Raw genomic sequence first — 15,133 nt, forward strand, 5'->3', positions numbered from 1 at the left:
ATCCCCGCAGCCTCCGTCAGCCGGTCCATACCGGTGGCCATGTAGCCGTGCCGATCAAAGAGCCGCTCGGCGGCGGCGGTGAGTTTGCTTGTCATGTCCATGGGAACCTCCTTTGGCGTCCTTGGATACAAATGTAAAACGAACGTTTTACATTGCAAGCCGCCAGGACCAGAGGTCCGCCCTGCGGGCCTCAAGGCCTTAGACAATGCTGCGCAGAGCCATAAAGGTCCGGTTTGGGGGTGCCGCGCTACGGCGATGGCCAGCCCGGCGAACGGCAGGTCAGGGCCGTTTTGCGAGCCGCCAACGGCAGTCTTTGTGAGCGCGCTGGCCGTTTCTTCCGCAAGTTAAAGATTGACCTGCTTTATAGGCCTGCTTGGTCTCATGCGTTAAACCAACGCGCCCTCCGGTGGCCGTCGAAGCCGTTCTTGAACGTCTTTCCGGCAATGGATGGCGGATGGTAAATGGCTTGAAGTGACGCTCCTGTCAGGAAGTCGAGTTCAGCATAGCTGACACGACCATCGCCATACTCGACGATGCACGTGCCGGTCCCAGTGTTCTGTTCCGCTTCAGCGCCTTCGAGTTTCGCGAGGATCGCTGTTGAAACGCTTCGCGCAGCACTTTCCGCGAACGTCCCGGACTTCGGCAGTCCCGTCGCCGCCATGTCACCGATCGCGTAGACGTCGGGAAACCTGGTTTCAAGGGTCGCGAGGTGGATGGGCACCCATCCGTCCTCGGTCAGTCCGCTGTCGATGACCACCTGTGGCGGCGTGTGCTTGGGCACGCCGAGGAACAGATCGAAGGGTAGTTCCATGCCATCGTCCAGAACAGCCAGCCCCGGTTCGAGCCGAATGACCTTGCGCTGGCGCAAAAGGCGTATCCCGAAATCTTCGAACGAGTCCATCAACGCCTGTGCCATTTCTGCCGAGGCGGGCATGGGCGTGGATAGCGGGGAGACAAAGGTGATGTCGCATTTGTCGCGGATTCCGCGTTCCGTAAGATAATGGTGCAATGTCAGGGCACATTCGCTGGGACCAGGTGGGCATTTGTAGGGAAAGCCACATACACCGATGAGTACAGAACCTCCCGAAAAGCCCGGAAGAACCGATCGCAGCCGGTCCGCCCCCATGTTGGAGTAAAACTCGTTTCCGTACTCTGCGAGGCCCGGGGTCGCAGGGATGTCGTAATCCGCTCCCAAGGCGATCACGAGAAAGTCGGCCTCATAGATGCCTTCAGTGGTGGTCACGCGCCGCGCATCGGCGTCAATTGCGGTAATTGTATCGCGCACCAGCCGGATACCGGGCTTTGCAAAATCGTCGTAGGGCAAGCGGACAGCATCCAGGGTCGTTTTGCCAAACATCACGTCGATACGGCTGTATCCGAAAACGAAACTATCGCTCTTGTCGATGAGGACAACATCGGCCGCCTCGCCCAATGCCTCGGAAAGCAGGGTTGCCAGTTCCAGGCCGCCAAACCCAGCCCCCAGGATGAGAACACGAGATTTCATAGTGTTACCCTTTAAATCAGACCGATCCCGGAGCCACCCGAAGAGCTGTCCGGTCAACTGAAGAAGGGTCGTATGATGCTCGGAATAACACCAGTTACGCCAAGTTGAATGCAACTCTACGCACGGCAGCGATCGCAAAGTCAAGCGACCGGACGATAGCAAGCCCATGTTCGTGGCTCAAAACGCCGCGCGGGTGGAAAGGCCGATCATGTCGAGCCCACCCATGCTGCAAACGCGAAGCAGTCCGCCATCAGCGCGGACAGTGTGGGGCTCGAAGACGGCCTTCGCGACTGGTCGGCGCTCCGGAGGCCCAGGTGAGACGGTCAGCCCGGCCGAGACCCGGCCCTCTCCGGACATTCGCCAGGCTGGCTCCGCTGCAGCGCAGCTTCCCCAAACCGGGCAGCCGTGGCATCGTGCATCAAGGTCTGGCACACCAAGGTCAGCTCCGCAGACTTGTTGCCATTCGCTGCCGCGGCTCGATTGGTGCCGCGATTGCAAGGCATTTTGCTGGAGGGGTGGGTTGCAGTCGTTCGAGGCATGAGCACAGAGCCATCAAGGCAGGCACAGAGCGTACATTGGCGCGGTTCAAACTTGGGGCCGTCTTCAACGATGGTTTGCAGACCCCTGCAACCTCCGGATATAGTAAAGGTTTCTGACTGCATGATGCGGGATAATTTGAATATTGCGCGCCCGTTGCAGGAAGCATTGGGTCTGGCGGCACAGAGCAGGGTGTTCGGATGGTGATGAGCGAGCGGCAGTTCTTCAACGTGGAGCCCGAGGTTGCGGGCGGGCTTGCCGAGGGTACGGTCATTGATCGGTCGAGCCATCCGCCCGTGGTGTCCAAAGTGCATTACCGGGTCGAGGGCTGGCTTGGCGACGGGCTGATCGAGAGTTTCCCGGTCTTTCTGCTGCGCGAAGAGGCTTGGAATGCGGTCGCTTCAGAGGGACTGACCGGCGCGCGCATCGATCATGCCGAGATCTCCGTTGCGCCGGACTTGCCCGACCTCGTTCTTCCGGCTTTCCTCTGGTTTCAGCCGACGGGCCTCGCGGGGACGGACGACTTCGGGACAGCCGCCGACGGACGGCTGATCATATCGCAACGCGCGCAGGATGTGCTGGCCGGGTTCGGGCTTGCTCATGCCGAGATAACGCCGATCTGACCGGTAGACCCTCAATACTGGGTGTTCATGTCCATCATGTCGAACAGCAGCCCCATCGAGGCCATCGAGTTTCCCATGTAGGTCATCGTGTCGATGGCCATGCGGTAGCTGTCGGCCAGCGTGCTGTAATAGCTGCCGCCGAAGTACCCCGCTTTCGCAAGCGACGTGACGCCCTCGAAGCGCGCCAGATCCGCGTGCCCCGACAAGAAGTAACGTCCGCCGATCCAGCTGCCGAGGTCATCGTGGCCAAGGATTATTTCGAGGTCTTCCGCGTCCGGAAGCAACGTGTCGAAGGCGACGCGCGTCGAAAGCACCCGCGCATCGGCATCCAGGTCCTCCCAAGCTTCTTCGACCGCAGGCGCCCAGGCGTTGAGCCGCGTCAGCCACAGGAGGACCACCTGATCGTCCTCCGGATCGAAACTGTCCCAGAGGGCCAAGAGCCGGCTCCGCGCCGTCGTGGTGGGAGCATTGTCCCACAGGGGGCGCCCCAGGGCTTCCAGCCGTTCGGTTGCCTCGATGTCCGCCTGCGACAGACCGATCCCCGCCTCGGGCAACATCCGCAGCCAAGGGTCCTTCCTGTCCCACAGATCGGCAAGGGCCGTGCAACCACTGCCGACGGCGAGTTGGCTTACGATCTGACGCGTGAAATCTGCCAGGAGTTCGCGGGTGCCGGGCAGCGTCTCTCCCGCCGCGAAGGCAGCGGCCTCGTCTATCAGGCCGCGGAACGCCGTTGCCCCGGCGCCTGGCTGTCTGTCTGCGCATCTGTCGATGTCCGCGACCGCCTGACTGACCTTCTCGATCGGTGCGTCAAGCAGCGTTGCCAGATCCCGGGCGGTGTCCGAGCGTGCCGGCCCCGGCATCAGCATGACCACCGAGATGAGTGCAACGGCTCTACGCATCTCTTCACCTTTCGGGCGGAACGTCACTGCTGGCAAGTCAATATCCAAGTCGATCAGTATCGGAATGGTGAGCAAGACACCAGATATCCGGTTGGCCTCAATAGGCAGGGAGCTCCGGAAACGCAGGCCTTTGGCGGGCTTTGTCAGGTTCGGACTTCCTGCCCTCCCGTCACAACGGCTATGGATGCGTCACAGATACTTCTAAGGGGGTGCGATGTCATATCTTGCGTGGAAACGGCTCCTGCCGGCACTGATCGCCATTGTGATGCTCAATACAGGACCGAGCATGGCAGAGGAATTCGATCCCAAGGCATGGCGCAGCGCCGGCGGGACGAAAGCGAGCATTCGCGCCCGCCGCGACATGGTACCTGCCGTCGTCGAAAGAGTGACCGGGCTGTCTCGTAGCGAGGTCCACGAGATCCTCGGAGAGCCGGACGAGGTACTTGGCGAAGACGATATTTGGTATGTGACGCGGGACGTGATGTTCTCGGAGCATCGTGTCCTGCTCATCGAATACGACGAGACAGGAGCCGTTGCCCGCGCCAGAGATGTCAGCACCGAGACCTGGCGCTGAACGTCGCAAGGCTGACCCGGCACGCGGCTCCCGAAGGGAGGCACTCCTGAAGCTGGAGGACGTGCCTCGAGCAGGGCGGTGAAGTTTGATACCTACTCTTGCCGCCGGACACGCGAAATCGCTGACAGAGCTTGAGCGAGGCATGTCCGGTTGCTCGCATCCGTCTTTCGCCAACACGACCGAAGCTCATCTCGAAAGCGATGGAACCTTCGCCCTTCTATCGCATGGCAGAAGGTCCCGCAGTGTGACCTCAAGCTGTCGCACGCTTTGAAGCGTCCCGTCTGGGGAAGCCGCGCTGCAGCGTTAGGCCGAGAGGCCAAAGGCAGCTTTGGGCCGCCCGCGAAACGGGCGGCCCTGACGATCAAATCTCGACCGCTTCCGAGATGGCAAGGGCATCCTCCAGCTCGACTCCGAGGTAGCGGACGGTGCTGTCCATCTTCGTGTGCCCGAGCAGGAGCTGCACGGCGCGGAGGTTACCGGTCTTGCGGTAGATTTGCGCAACCTTGGTCCGGCGCATCGAGTGGGTACCGAAAGAGCTCGGCTCCAATCCGATTGAGGTTACCCAACCTCGGACGAGGCGGGCATACTGGCGGGTTGAGATGTGGAGCCTCTCGTGGAACCGCCCCGGCCAGAGAAACTCCGAGCCGACCAGATCGGGATCGTCAAGCCAGGCCAAGAGAGATTTGCGCGTGCCATCGGTGATCTCGAAGCGGACCGGTTGCCTGGTCTTGCTCTGAAGGACCGAGGTCCGCTCTTTCACCTGGCCCGCCGCGTAGACGTCGGCGACACGGAGGCGGACGAGGTCGCAGCCGCGCAGTTTGCTGTCGATCGCTAGGTTGAAAAGGGCAAGATCACGGGCGCGATCGGCGAGCTCGAGCCGCACACGGATCGCCCAGACATGTTTCGGCAGGAGCGGGAGCTTCTGGCCCACGAGGCGGCCCTTGTTCCAGGCTGGCCGGCACGCACGGATGGCGGGAAGGTTCGAAGGAGGCATAGCAGTTCCTCCGGTCCGCCGCGCTCCTCCCATCACCGGCACCGTGTCGGCGCCAAAGGATAGCACGCCGCGCCGCCGCAAGTCCGCTTCGAGCCCAGACGCGCAGATTCTGCGGGGCGGATGAACGGTCGCTTCGGGTGTTCTATCAGGGTCAGATTTCGCATCTAATCCGTTCCGAACTGCAATAGCCAACCTGTCGAAACGGGCTATGTGTTTCATGGCGACATGCCGTAAAGGCGCACCTGTCCGCACCTCAGTGCTCGTGTTCGCACGCCCCGTGGTCTGCGAGGGCGTTCAGCACCCGACAGGGCTGTCCGTCGGGATGGCCATCGCAAGCGGATACGATCCGTGAGAGTTCGCCCTCCAGCCGCCGTAGCCGCTCGATGCGGTCCCGAACCTCCGCTAGGCGGCTCGTGGCGATCAGGTGCGCCTCTCCGTGAGCGTCAAATGGTGTCTCTTGCAACGCGATCAGCTCTGCGACGGCATCAAGGTCGAAGCCGAGTTGCCGGGCGTGGGCGATAAAGGACAGTCGATCCATCTCTGCGTCCCCGTAGCGGCGCTGCCCTCCGTCCGTGCGGCCGGGGTCGGGGAGTAGGCCGCGTCCCTCGTAGTAGCGGATCGTCGTTACTTTGACACCTGTGCGCTTCGACAGCGCGCCGATGGAATGGCCCTGCACAGCGATTTACCCCCTTGAAGCTACAGTCACTGTAGATCGTATGCCCGATGGCAACGAGACGAATCAAGAGGCCCGCCATGACCCGCCGACATCTCCGCCGCACCCATCTTCTGAATTTCGACGATCCCGCGATCCGCTGCCTGATTGCTTCGCGAGGTTGGGGCACACTGCTTCCCTTCGAGCGCATCGGCGCTGCCTACGATTTCGTACGGAACGAGATCGCATTCGGCTACAACCGCGACGACGCGATATCGGCGTCAGAAGTGCTGCGCGACGGCTACGGTCAGTGCAACACCAAGGCGACGCTGCTCATGACGCTGCTGCGTGCCCTGGCCATTCCCTGCCGCCTGCACGGGTTCACGATCCACAAGGCGCTACAGCGGGGCGTGGTGCCCGAGATTGCCTTTCGCATCGCACCTCAGAACATCCTGCATTCCTGGGTGGAGGTCGAACGGGACGGGGCGTGGGTGAACCTCGAAGGGTTCATCCTTGATGCGCCCTTCCTTTCCGCGCTCCAGACCGCGTTCGAGGGCCGTACGTCTCTCTGCGCCTTTGGGGCGGGGACCGACTGCCTGTCCGATCCGCCTATCGCGTGGAACGGAAGCGACACTTACATCCAGCGCACCGGAATCAACGGCGACCTCGGGCGCTATGACGATCCGGACGCCTTCTACGCCGCGCACGCCCAGGCGTTCGGCCTTGTGCGCGGGTTTCTCTATCGTCATGCCATCCGCCACTGGATGAACGCCCGCGTCGCCGGCATCCGCCGGGGGCGGGTGCCGGCCATCCCCGGCGGCGTGCGAGCCGCACCACAGCCGGACGCAGGTCTTCGGGCGGGAGCGCACTGATGGGGGCCGGGCACGATCACGCACACGACCACGCGGGCCATTCGCACGGCCCGAAGCTGACGGCGGGCGACACCCCCGAGGCGCGCAGATCCAAGGAACGCGCCATTCTCACCGCCGCCGTCCTGACGGGCGGCTTCATGGGAGCGGAGGTCATCGGCGGCCTTGTGTCGAACTCGCTCGCGCTCTTGGCCGATGCGGGTCACATGCTGACCGACTTCGCCTCGCTGATGCTGGCCTGGTTCGCCTTCCGGCTTGCGCGCCGACCGGCGGATTGGAAACGGACCTACGGGTTCGACCGCTTTTCAGTGCTCGCCGCCTTCGTGAACGGGCTCGCACTCTTCGCGATCGCGGTGTGGGTCCTCCTTGAGGCCCTCCAAAGGCTGCGCGATCCGCACGAGGTAATGGGCGGGCTGATGCTCTGGGTCGCCATCGGTGGGCTCGTGGTGAACATCCTGGCGTTCTGGGTTCTGAGCCGGGCGGAAGGCGATAACCTCAACGTCCGCGCCGCCGCGCTGCACGTGATGGGCGACCTGTTGGGGTCGGTCGCCGCCATTGTGGCCTCACTGGTCATCATCTGGACCGGATGGATGCTCATAGACCCGATCTTGTCTGTGTTGGTCGTTCTGCTGATCCTGCGCTCGGCCTGGGCCGTGGTGCGCGAAAGTGTGCATATCCTGCTGGAGGGCGCACCCGCGGGTTTCGACGCTCGCGCCGTCGCGGCCGACTTGGAGGCGAATGTGACTGGCGTCACGCGCGCCCACCACGTCCACGCCTGGTCGATCACGCAGGAACGGCCGATGGCCACGCTGGAAATAGATATCGCCCCCGATGCGGTGGCCGACGACGTGCGCCCCGCCGTGAAGGAGCGCGTCCGCGAGACAACCGGGATAGAGCATGTGACCGTCGAAGTGGCGAAAAGCTCGACGCGCAGAGGATAAAGCGCGTTGCATGCCGGAGGTGGGAATGGCCGTTAGGGTATGCCATCTGGAACGTAGGTCCAAAGCAGACTGTCGACTGGTTCGCGGCTGCTGCAGCTTTGTCCCGCACTGCTGGCCTTGGGACCCTGAGCTATGCTGCGCGGTGCCATGTAAGTCCAGTATGGGAAGCCGCGCTGCAGCAAAGCCGAACTTGGCCAATGGCCGGTGTGGGCCGTCAGCGACCGCAGGCCTGTCGCGCCAGGGCGAGGGGCCTGTCGCGCCGCCGCATGTCTGCTTCGAGCTCTTCGTGGTCGTTCAGAGCCGTTCCAGCGTGGTCGTAACTGTCTCAGCCAACACTTCAGTCTTCTCTGTGCCGTCAAGCTTCAGCACCGGAGCGGATTGTGCTTTGAGCCAGCCTTCATGCTGCGCGAGATTGCGTCCTGTGAACGAGGAGTCATCATAGCGAGATGCCCAGTCACGGAAGGCCAGATGGCCTTCATGCATGTCGCCGCCCGGCAGGATACGATCACCATATTTTTGTGCCTCTCGGCTATCCAGGCGCTGCAGCCGTATCGCGGTTGGTGCATATAGGAAGGCGATGATCTCGACATGCTCAATCAGGATATCCCCCCAACCCATAAAGGAGCCTGACAGAACCCAGCCAGCCGTCTGGGATTGCCGCTGTTGGATCAGACGGACCCGATCATCTGGCGGGCGCTTTGTTGTGAACGGTGGGTCTGTTGGCATCCAATAGAAGTCATCTACGTCCAGCAGGGGAATGCCCATCTGCGCTGACAATGCCGCGCCAAGCGTTGAGACGCCCGAGCATGATGCTCCGATCAAGTATATTCTTGGCACATCAGTCCTCCCGTCAGCATTCAAAACACAAGGTCAATAGCGGTACGCTTCGCCTTCTACAATGTCCGCTCCGTCCGCATAGCGGTCATCTGGGCGGTGGAAAAGCTGCGCGCTTTGCGAACGTCCGGTTCGGTGAAGCCGCGCTGCGGCGATGAGCCGACCGGCGAACGGCAGCTTCGGGCCGGGAGAGACGGTCGCAGCTGCCTAGAAGGCGCGCGCCCCGCTGCGCCGCCGCATGTCAGCTTGGGCCTTCCACGACATTCACTAGCGCTAAGCGCCGACACTATTTCGGCTCATCTGTAGACTGCGGCCGGACCGCGCTTCATCAGATCAGAAGCGGGTCGGCGCGCTGCCCCTCCGAGGCTATCCGCACGGGCGCAAGTGCCGGAGTTTTTCGGGGTTCCTCACGATCCAGATCGCCCCGATCCGGCCGTTCCGGATCGAGAGCGCGGTGGTCTGCAAGACGCCGTTTTCGGTGGAGAGGAAGCCCGGCGAGCCGTTGATCCACCGAAGCGGGGGGCAAGGTTCGGCCGGACGTGTTCGCTTTCTGGCGAGGCCAACGAACAAGCGGGCAGCCTTGCGAGGTCCATGCAGTACGTTGATTGCCGCCGGGACCTTGCCGCCACCGTCGGTGTGGACCTCAATCTCATCGGCGAACAAGGTGAGCAGGCGGTCCATGTCGCCCTGTCTACTCGCTTCCCAGAAGGCGGAGACGAGCGGATGGGTCCTCGCTTTCGATGGTGAACCGGCAGGTTCGGCGCCTGCCAGTTTCCGCCGCGCGCGTGAGACAAGTTGCCGACACGCGCCATCGGTCTTGCCCAGGAGCGTGGCGATCTCGTCGAACGAGTAGTCGAAGGCATCGCGGAGAATAAAAGCGGCACGCATCTCCGGGGTGAGCGTCTCGAGCGTCAGGATCAGCGCGATACCGACATCCTCCGTTTCCATCCAATCACTTTCCGCGCCGGGGGACGGATCGGCTATCAACGGATCGGGAAGCCACGCCCCGACATAGGTTTCCCGGCGTGAGCGCGCGGAGCGCAGGTGGTCGAGGCACAAGCGCATGACGACCGTCGACAACCACCGGTCCGGGCGGTCGATGCGGGACAACTCGGTGACATGGAACTTGAGCGCGGCCTCTTGCAGGATATCATCCGTCTCAGCCACCGACCCGGTCATGCGGTAGGCGAGCCCCGCCAGACGCCGGCGCTCGCTCTCGAAAATCTCACTGTGTGGATCAAGCGGTCGCATCTTGATCCGTATGCACGGGGTGGACCGCGCGGAAGCCAACGGCAAAGCGGTTCCAGGCATTGATCATGGTGACCACGAAGGTCAGCTCGACCCTTTCGCGCTCATCGAAGGCTGCCGCCAAACACTGGTAGTCGGCATCGGGTACGCCAGTTTGCTCGATGCGCGTCAAGGCCTCAGCCCACGCCAGCGCCGCACGTTCGCGATCATCGAAGACCGGGCTTTCCCACCACGCTGCAAGGACGTCCAGCTTTTGCTGCGCCACGCCAGCTTGCCGCGCCGCCAGGGCGTGCATGTCCAGGCAAAAGGCGCAGCCGTTGATCTGCGTTACGCGCATCTTGACCAGTTCACGCAGGGCTTCGGGGATAGATACATTCTTGGCCACCTCTTCGGCCGCAATCATCGCCTTTATCGTATCGGGTGCGGCCGTGTAGTAGTTCATACGAGGGGTCATTGCTGTCTCCGTTTCTCTTACCATGCCTACAAGACGGGACAGGATCGAGATTTGTGACACGCGGAACCGGCGTTGTGCCGCTGCGACCCTTCGCTTCCCCCCGCGCGGCAGCCGTCAGCGTGGAGCGGGCAGGCAACAGCTCTAGGGCCTGAAGCAGCATTGATCGATCTGGTCATGGCCGATATACGCGACAAGAACGAAAGGTGAATATATGCGCAGACACAGCTTCGAGCACGATGGCGTCGTTCTGTCCTTCCTTGACGCGGGCGGCGACGGCAAGCCCTTGCTGGCGCTTCATGGCCACTGGATGGGGGCGTCCGATTTCGCGGGCGTTGCGAACGATCTTGCTTCCGAGTGGCGCGTGATCGCGCTCGATCAGCGAGGTTTTGGCGAAACCGACCATGGGGCGGCGCATCGTATGTCCGCTTATATCGGCGACGTGGTCGCGCTACTGGACCACCTGTCCCTCACCGCTCCGATACCGGTCCTGGGCCATTCGTTCGGCGGCGTCGTTGCATATCATCTCGCCGCAGCGCACCCGGATCGGATCGCGGTTATGGTCATCGAGGATATCGGCGTGAGTATTCAAGACGATTCCTCACCCTTCGTCACAGAGTGGAGTGGTACATTCCGATTGCGGGAGGCATTGGAGGACCGGCTTGGCCCGCGCCTTTCGCCATATCTCCAGAACTCCATCCGAAGGGTGAAGGACGGATGGACGCTCAATTTTGATCCGGCTGAATTTCTGGAGTTGGAACGAGCGACCAACGGCGATCACTGGAGCGTCTGGCTCGGCAGCCGCTGCCCTGCCCTGGTCGTGTCTGGCACGGAAAGCCGAGTCTGCGACGCAACAGAACTGCAAGAAATGGCGGAGAAGCGGGAAAGCACATCCTTCGTGTCGCTCAAAGCCGGTCACTCCGTCCACATCGACGCTCGACAAGAATTCGCAGAACTCCTGCGGAAGTTTCTGAAAGAACGGAAGCTGTAAAGGGCAGCTTCGTCCTCCCTGCCGACCTTCAGCCTCTGAAAATGCTGCGCAATGGACGAATGGCCGTATGGGGAAGCTGCGCTGCGGCTAAGGTGATCCTGGCCAAGGTCGGCAATGGGGCCGAGAGCGCCATGCGGCCCGCCACGCTGGGCACGCGGCGCGCTGCACCGCCGCATGACTGCTCCGAGCCCATCCACGACAATCGCGCGAGCTACAGCACATGGCGTCAAGGGCGCAGACCGGACCTTCGCCGCTTGCTTAACGAACGTCCGGTCTGCGCCTCCTCGGCGGGGCATCAGCAGACGGGGTCACCCCGACAAAGTCCTGGCCTACGCCTTCCGTCCGGAGTTTCCCCCGGATCAGATCCTTACCCTCGGATGAAGTGGAGCCGGTCAAACCCCCCGCGCCACGCGGCGACATCCGGTGCCAGCGTTTCGGGCTGCGATGATCGCAGGGCCCGGGCGATGAAGTTTGCCAGCTGCGCCATGTCATGGTCCGTCATGCCCCAGCGGCAGAGTTCTGGCGTGCCCAGGCGCAGGCCATTAAGGTCTCCGTCGACGGGCGCGATCGGCAGGCCGATGCCACAGGCAAGGAGGTTGGCTTTGCGCAGGTGTTTCGACGCGGCTTGCCCGCCCCCGAAGGCCGCGGCCTCGAGCGCAAACTGGTGCGAGCCGGTGTAGCCCTGCGAGGTTGCGAAGACCGGCATGCCCTCGGCCGCGAGAGCCTCGGCCAATGCCCGGGAGGTCGAGACCATCGCCTCGGCATAGGCGACACCGAACTCCCGCCAGTCCAGCAGCCCGATCGCGAGCGCGGCGGATTTCGCGACGTCGAAGTTCGCGGTCAGCCCGGGGAAGGCGATCTGCTCGAGCCGCTGCGCCAGGTCATCGTCGTTGGTCACGATGAGGCCGCCTGCCGGACCACCGAGGCTCTTGTAGGTGCTCATGGTCATCAAGTGGGCGCCCTCAGCCAGCGGGTCCGCGAAGACGCCGCCCGCGATCATGCCGCATTGGTGGGCGGCGTCGAACAGGACCTTCGCGCCGACCTCGTCCGCGATGGCGCGGATCTCGCGGATCGGATGCGGGAAGAGGTTCAGGCTCATCCCGATGGTGATGAGCTTGGGCCGGACCTCAAGGGCAAGGTCGCGCAGCCGGTCGAGGTCGACGGTGTAGCCGTCGGCATTCACCGGCGCGGCATGCGTCTTGAGGTGGTAAAGGCCGGCGCAGCCGGCGCCGTGATGCGTCACGTGCCCGCCGATGCTGGCCGGCGGCGCGATGATCGCATCGCCCGGCGCGCAGGTGGCCATGAAGGCGTAGAGGTTGGCGAGCGCACCGGAGGCCACACGGATCTCGGCGTGCCGGGCGTGGAAGATCTCGGCCGCGAGCTGTGCGGCGATCACCTCGATTTCCTCGATCGCCTCGAGCCCCATCTCGTACTTGTCTCCGGGGTAACCGAGCGATGGTCGCGATCCGAGCCCACTGGCGAGGATCGCCTCGGCCCGGGGGTTCATGACGTTGGTCGCGGGATTGAGGTTGAAGCATTCGCGCTCGTGGATGGCGCGGTTGCGTTCTGCGAGCGCAACGACACGCGCTTCGAGCCGATCCGACGGGGCGCGCCCGGTCTCTGCACTGATCTCGGCAATGCGGTTGGCAACGGTTTCGGGCAGCCAGGGGCGAAGGTCTTGAATGGTCATCTGAGGTCTCCAATCCGGTTGACGCAATCCTCGGCAGATCCTGGCTTTCCGGCAACGCAGATTTCAGGAATAATAGGCTTAGAAAAAATGAGCATGATATGTCTGTTGCGCCGCCCTTTCCCCGCCTCCCGTCGCTCAATGCCCTGAGGGCCTTCGAGGCGTCCGCCAGGCTCGGTGGCTTCGCCCTCGCCGCTGAGGAACTGCGGGTCACGCCCGGCGCCGTGGCGGCGCAGATCAAAAACCTCGAGAGCGAGGTCGGAGCCCCGCTCTTCAAGCGGAATGCCCAGGGCGTGCAGCTGACCGAGATCGGGGCGCGGGCGCTGCCGGGCTTCGTCGAGGCATTCGACCGACTGGGGGAGGCCGTGCAGGCGCTGCGGCAGGACGCGGCGCCGAAGCGCATTCACATTGCCACCCTGCCGGCGCTCGCGCAGCTGTGGCTGGCGCCACGCCTCCCTGCCCTGCGCACGGCGATGCCGGGTGTCGAGCTCTCCGTCACCGCCGTCGAAACGCCACCGAACCTGAAGCGCGTCCCCTTCGACATTTCCCTGTTCTACGTCGATGATCGTCGTGACATGAGCGGACGCATCACCGACGACGAGATCCTTCCGGTATGCGCCCCCGACCTGGCCCCGATGATGCGGACGCCCGATGATCTGCGGACGATGACCTGCCTGACAGACGCCATATGGGCCGACGACTGGACAACGTGGGCGGCCTCGGCGCTGTCCGGGCAGGCCTTCGCCCCTCGCGGACCGGTCTTTTCTCTCTACGCGGTCGCTGTCGAGGAGGCGCTGAACGGCGCGGGTGTCCTGATTGCGCGGCGGGCGCTGGTGGCCAGGCACCTCGAGGCCGGGACCCTTGTCGCCCCGCTCGGGGCAGGCGTCAGGGCCCCCGAGGCGATCAGCGCCTGGGCCTTGCCGGGCCTGGATTTGACCCGCCACCGGGAGCTGCTGAAAACGCTGCGCGATCTGCGTTGAACGGAAGTGGGCCAGGCGAGTAAGAAGCGGTCAATCGTTTGGCCGGCTTGGAATGTCGGCTATGGGCCTTTCGGGCGGCTATTACCTCGAGTGCGAATGTCAGGATCGTCCGCCCTGCCGACCTTCATCCTCCGATGATGCTGCGCGATGGACGAATGGCCGGTCTAGTGAAGCTGCACCGCGGCGATCAGCAAGGGACTGAACGGCAGGTCAGGGCCGGTCGCGACGGAGCCGGTGGTCAGGGGAATGCAGACAATTGCTGCATACGCAACAACCGAAGCTTGTATCAGTCTAAGCAGACGTTGGCATACAGCTCGACTTCAAATACAAGCTTTTCCCACAAGGACCAGCCGACGAACCGGCTTGGCTCTCCTCGACCGTGTCCGCCGAAAAAGGAGTGCATAAAATGGGCGCCCGCGTCTTCATCTCCTACAGCCACGCCGACGAGGGCCTCCGGGATGAACTCGAAGTTCACCTTGCCATGCTGAAGCGCCAAGGACTTGTCGATGTTTGGCACGACAGGCGCCTGCTTGCCGGGGATCATCTGGATTGGACGATCTCGAAGGAGCTCGATGAGGCAGATGTCATCCTCCTCCTTGTCAGCCCGAACTTCCTGGCCTCGGACTACTGCTACAAGATCGAGAAGGGCCGGGCTCTTGAACGGCACCGGGAGGGAACGGCCCGCCTGATCTCCGTCATCCTCCGGCCATGCGACTGGACGCATACTGATCTGGCGCAGTTCCTTGTCACACCCAGTGACGGAAAGCCGATTACCCAATGGCCAGACCGTGATGAGGCATTCCTGGATGTCACACGGCAGATCCGTCGTGCCATTGAGGGACTGGAAATCGCGGGAGACCCCTCGGTCGAACACAACTTCATAGAGGCAGCAGAAATCGAAGTCGCGGAAGAAGGCCCAGAACCACAGGCAATGCCCAGATCGTCGAACCTCCGCCTCAAGAAAGAGTTCTCGCAGGCCGACCGCGACACCTTCCTGTTCGAGACATTTGATTTCTTGGCGAAGTTCTTCCAGGGTTCTCTAGAGGAACTCCAAGCCCGCAACGAAGGCATAGAAACGCGCTTCCGTCGCCTTGATGGAGATTGCTTCACGGCTACGATTTATCGAGGTGGGACCAAGGTCGCCGGGGGAACGGTTCGGGGCGGCAGCGTAACCGGCACTGAGATCACCTGGCTGGCCGAGGATAACCCATCTTCGGGTGGCTGACCTGCCACGGGATTTTTCCTCCACCGTCGATTAGAGTCCGGCCCAACCTGAGGACGGACAATGAAGCGAACGAGATTCACGGACGATCAGATCATCGGCATCCTGGCCGAGCATGAGGCCGGCG

At 62.9% G+C, this 15,133-nt stretch carries 15 protein-coding genes; 7 read left to right on the forward strand and 8 right to left on the reverse strand.

The features are described from left to right. Positions 1-379: 379 nt before the first annotated feature. The gene (locus EU805_RS17005; protein ID WP_129765176.1) at positions 380-1,504 is read right to left on the reverse strand and encodes an NAD(P)/FAD-dependent oxidoreductase; all 1,125 of its coding nucleotides are present in this window, start codon (positions 1,502-1,504) and stop codon (positions 380-382) included. A gap of 743 nt (positions 1,505-2,247) precedes the next feature. On the opposite strand from EU805_RS17005, the gene EU805_RS17010 reads away from it, so the two are divergent. Beyond that, the gene (locus tag EU805_RS17010) at positions 2,248-2,664 is read left to right on the forward strand and encodes a hypothetical protein (RefSeq protein WP_129765177.1); all 417 of its coding nucleotides are present in this window, start codon (positions 2,248-2,250) and stop codon (positions 2,662-2,664) included. A gap of 11 nt (positions 2,665-2,675) precedes the next feature. Here the strand turns inward: EU805_RS17010 and EU805_RS17015 are convergent, their stop codons facing one another. Further along, entirely contained in the window at positions 2,676-3,563 is an 888-nt protein-coding gene (locus tag EU805_RS17015) for a hypothetical protein (RefSeq protein ID WP_129765178.1), read from the reverse strand. Positions 3,564-3,849: 286 nt separating this feature from the next. On the opposite strand from EU805_RS17015, the gene EU805_RS17020 reads away from it, so the two are divergent. Continuing rightward, the gene (locus tag EU805_RS17020; RefSeq protein ID WP_129765179.1) at positions 3,850-4,137 is read left to right on the forward strand and encodes a hypothetical protein; all 288 of its coding nucleotides are present in this window, start codon (positions 3,850-3,852) and stop codon (positions 4,135-4,137) included. A 361-nt stretch (positions 4,138-4,498) separates the two neighbouring features. Here EU805_RS17020 and EU805_RS17025 read toward each other — a convergent pair whose 3' ends face one another. Both EU805_RS17025 and EU805_RS17030 read right to left on the reverse strand, forming a co-directional pair. Beyond that, positions 4,499-5,131, reverse strand: a complete 633-nt coding sequence (locus EU805_RS17025) for a tyrosine-type recombinase/integrase (protein ID WP_129765180.1) — start codon at positions 5,129-5,131, stop codon at positions 4,499-4,501. Between the two features lie 253 nt (positions 5,132-5,384). Continuing rightward, complete coding sequence (locus tag EU805_RS17030) at positions 5,385-5,807, reverse strand: helix-turn-helix domain-containing protein (protein ID WP_129765181.1); 423 nt, start codon at positions 5,805-5,807, stop codon at positions 5,385-5,387. Between the two features lie 77 nt (positions 5,808-5,884). On the opposite strand from EU805_RS17030, the gene EU805_RS17035 reads away from it, so the two are divergent. After that, positions 5,885-6,655 carry a transglutaminase family protein gene (locus EU805_RS17035; RefSeq protein WP_110815768.1) on the forward strand — a complete coding sequence of 257 codons (771 nt, stop codon included), beginning with the start codon at positions 5,885-5,887 and terminating at the stop codon, positions 6,653-6,655. Continuing rightward, positions 6,655-7,593, forward strand: a complete 939-nt coding sequence (locus EU805_RS17040; RefSeq protein WP_110815769.1) for a cation diffusion facilitator family transporter — start codon at positions 6,655-6,657, stop codon at positions 7,591-7,593. The genes EU805_RS17035 and EU805_RS17040 overlap by 1 nt, the downstream gene beginning before the upstream one ends. Before the next feature lie 294 nt (positions 7,594-7,887). Here EU805_RS17040 and EU805_RS17045 read toward each other — a convergent pair whose 3' ends face one another. The 3 genes from EU805_RS17045 to EU805_RS17055 all read right to left on the reverse strand — a co-directional run bounded on the left by EU805_RS17045 (position 7,888) and on the right by EU805_RS17055 (position 10,117). Then, positions 7,888-8,430 carry an adenylate kinase gene (locus EU805_RS17045; protein ID WP_129765182.1) on the reverse strand — a complete coding sequence of 181 codons (543 nt, stop codon included), beginning with the start codon at positions 8,428-8,430 and terminating at the stop codon, positions 7,888-7,890. A gap of 363 nt (positions 8,431-8,793) precedes the next feature. Beyond that, positions 8,794-9,678, reverse strand: a complete 885-nt coding sequence (gene sigJ / locus EU805_RS17050; RefSeq protein ID WP_207208139.1) for an RNA polymerase sigma factor SigJ — start codon at positions 9,676-9,678, stop codon at positions 8,794-8,796. Beyond that, a complete protein-coding gene (locus EU805_RS17055) occupies positions 9,665-10,117 on the reverse strand; it encodes a carboxymuconolactone decarboxylase family protein (protein ID WP_242494223.1) in 453 nt (150 codons plus the stop codon). Before EU805_RS17055 ends, sigJ begins: the two co-directional genes overlap by 14 nt. Before the next feature lie 223 nt (positions 10,118-10,340). Between EU805_RS17055 and EU805_RS17060 the strand changes: the two genes are divergently transcribed. After that, positions 10,341-11,117, forward strand: coding sequence for an alpha/beta fold hydrolase (locus EU805_RS17060; RefSeq protein ID WP_129765185.1), 777 nt, complete (start codon positions 10,341-10,343; stop codon positions 11,115-11,117). A gap of 367 nt (positions 11,118-11,484) precedes the next feature. On the opposite strand, the gene glyA is transcribed toward EU805_RS17060, so the two are convergent. Continuing rightward, entirely contained in the window at positions 11,485-12,807 is a 1,323-nt protein-coding gene (gene glyA / locus EU805_RS17065) for a serine hydroxymethyltransferase (protein ID WP_129765186.1), read from the reverse strand. Between the two features lie 98 nt (positions 12,808-12,905). Between glyA and EU805_RS17070 the strand changes: the two genes are divergently transcribed. Then, entirely contained in the window at positions 12,906-13,784 is an 879-nt protein-coding gene (locus tag EU805_RS17070) for a LysR family transcriptional regulator (RefSeq protein ID WP_110815140.1), read from the forward strand. A gap of 406 nt (positions 13,785-14,190) precedes the next feature. Further along, positions 14,191-15,009, forward strand: a complete 819-nt coding sequence (locus EU805_RS17075) for a toll/interleukin-1 receptor domain-containing protein (protein WP_129765187.1) — start codon at positions 14,191-14,193, stop codon at positions 15,007-15,009. Positions 15,010-15,133: the final 124 nt, after the last annotated feature.

This window comes from Salipiger sp. IMCC34102, from assembly GCF_004145405.1.
In the GTDB taxonomy this organism is placed as follows: Bacteria; Pseudomonadota; Alphaproteobacteria; order Rhodobacterales; family Rhodobacteraceae; genus Loktanella.

What these genes read in the sequence shown, in the direction of transcription:
- EU805_RS17040 (WP_110815769.1), top strand. Translation starts at nt 6,655, where the DNA reads ATGGGGGCCGGGCACGATCACGCACACGACCACGCGGGCCATTCGCAC.
- EU805_RS17020 (WP_129765179.1), top strand. Translation starts at nt 3,850, where the DNA reads ATGGCAGAGGAATTCGATCCCAAGGCATGGCGCAGCGCCGGCGGGACG.
- glyA (WP_129765186.1), bottom strand. Translation starts at nt 12,807, where the DNA reads ATGACCATTCAAGACCTTCGCCCCTGGCTGCCCGAAACCGTTGCCAAC.
- EU805_RS17060 (WP_129765185.1), top strand. Translation starts at nt 10,341, where the DNA reads ATGCGCAGACACAGCTTCGAGCACGATGGCGTCGTTCTGTCCTTCCTT.
- EU805_RS17015 (WP_129765178.1), bottom strand. Translation starts at nt 3,563, where the DNA reads ATGCGTAGAGCCGTTGCACTCATCTCGGTGGTCATGCTGATGCCGGGG.
- EU805_RS17035 (WP_110815768.1), top strand. Translation starts at nt 5,885, where the DNA reads ATGACCCGCCGACATCTCCGCCGCACCCATCTTCTGAATTTCGACGAT.
- EU805_RS17025 (WP_129765180.1), bottom strand. Translation starts at nt 5,131, where the DNA reads ATGCCTCCTTCGAACCTTCCCGCCATCCGTGCGTGCCGGCCAGCCTGG.
- EU805_RS17055 (WP_242494223.1), bottom strand. Translation starts at nt 10,117, where the DNA reads ATGAACTACTACACGGCCGCACCCGATACGATAAAGGCGATGATTGCG.
- EU805_RS17010 (WP_129765177.1), top strand. Translation starts at nt 2,248, where the DNA reads ATGAGCGAGCGGCAGTTCTTCAACGTGGAGCCCGAGGTTGCGGGCGGG.
- sigJ (WP_207208139.1), bottom strand. Translation starts at nt 9,678, where the DNA reads ATGCGACCGCTTGATCCACACAGTGAGATTTTCGAGAGCGAGCGCCGG.
- EU805_RS17075 (WP_129765187.1), top strand. Translation starts at nt 14,191, where the DNA reads ATGGGCGCCCGCGTCTTCATCTCCTACAGCCACGCCGACGAGGGCCTC.
- EU805_RS17070 (WP_110815140.1), top strand. Translation starts at nt 12,906, where the DNA reads ATGTCTGTTGCGCCGCCCTTTCCCCGCCTCCCGTCGCTCAATGCCCTG.
- EU805_RS17005 (WP_129765176.1), bottom strand. Translation starts at nt 1,504, where the DNA reads ATGAAATCTCGTGTTCTCATCCTGGGGGCTGGGTTTGGCGGCCTGGAA.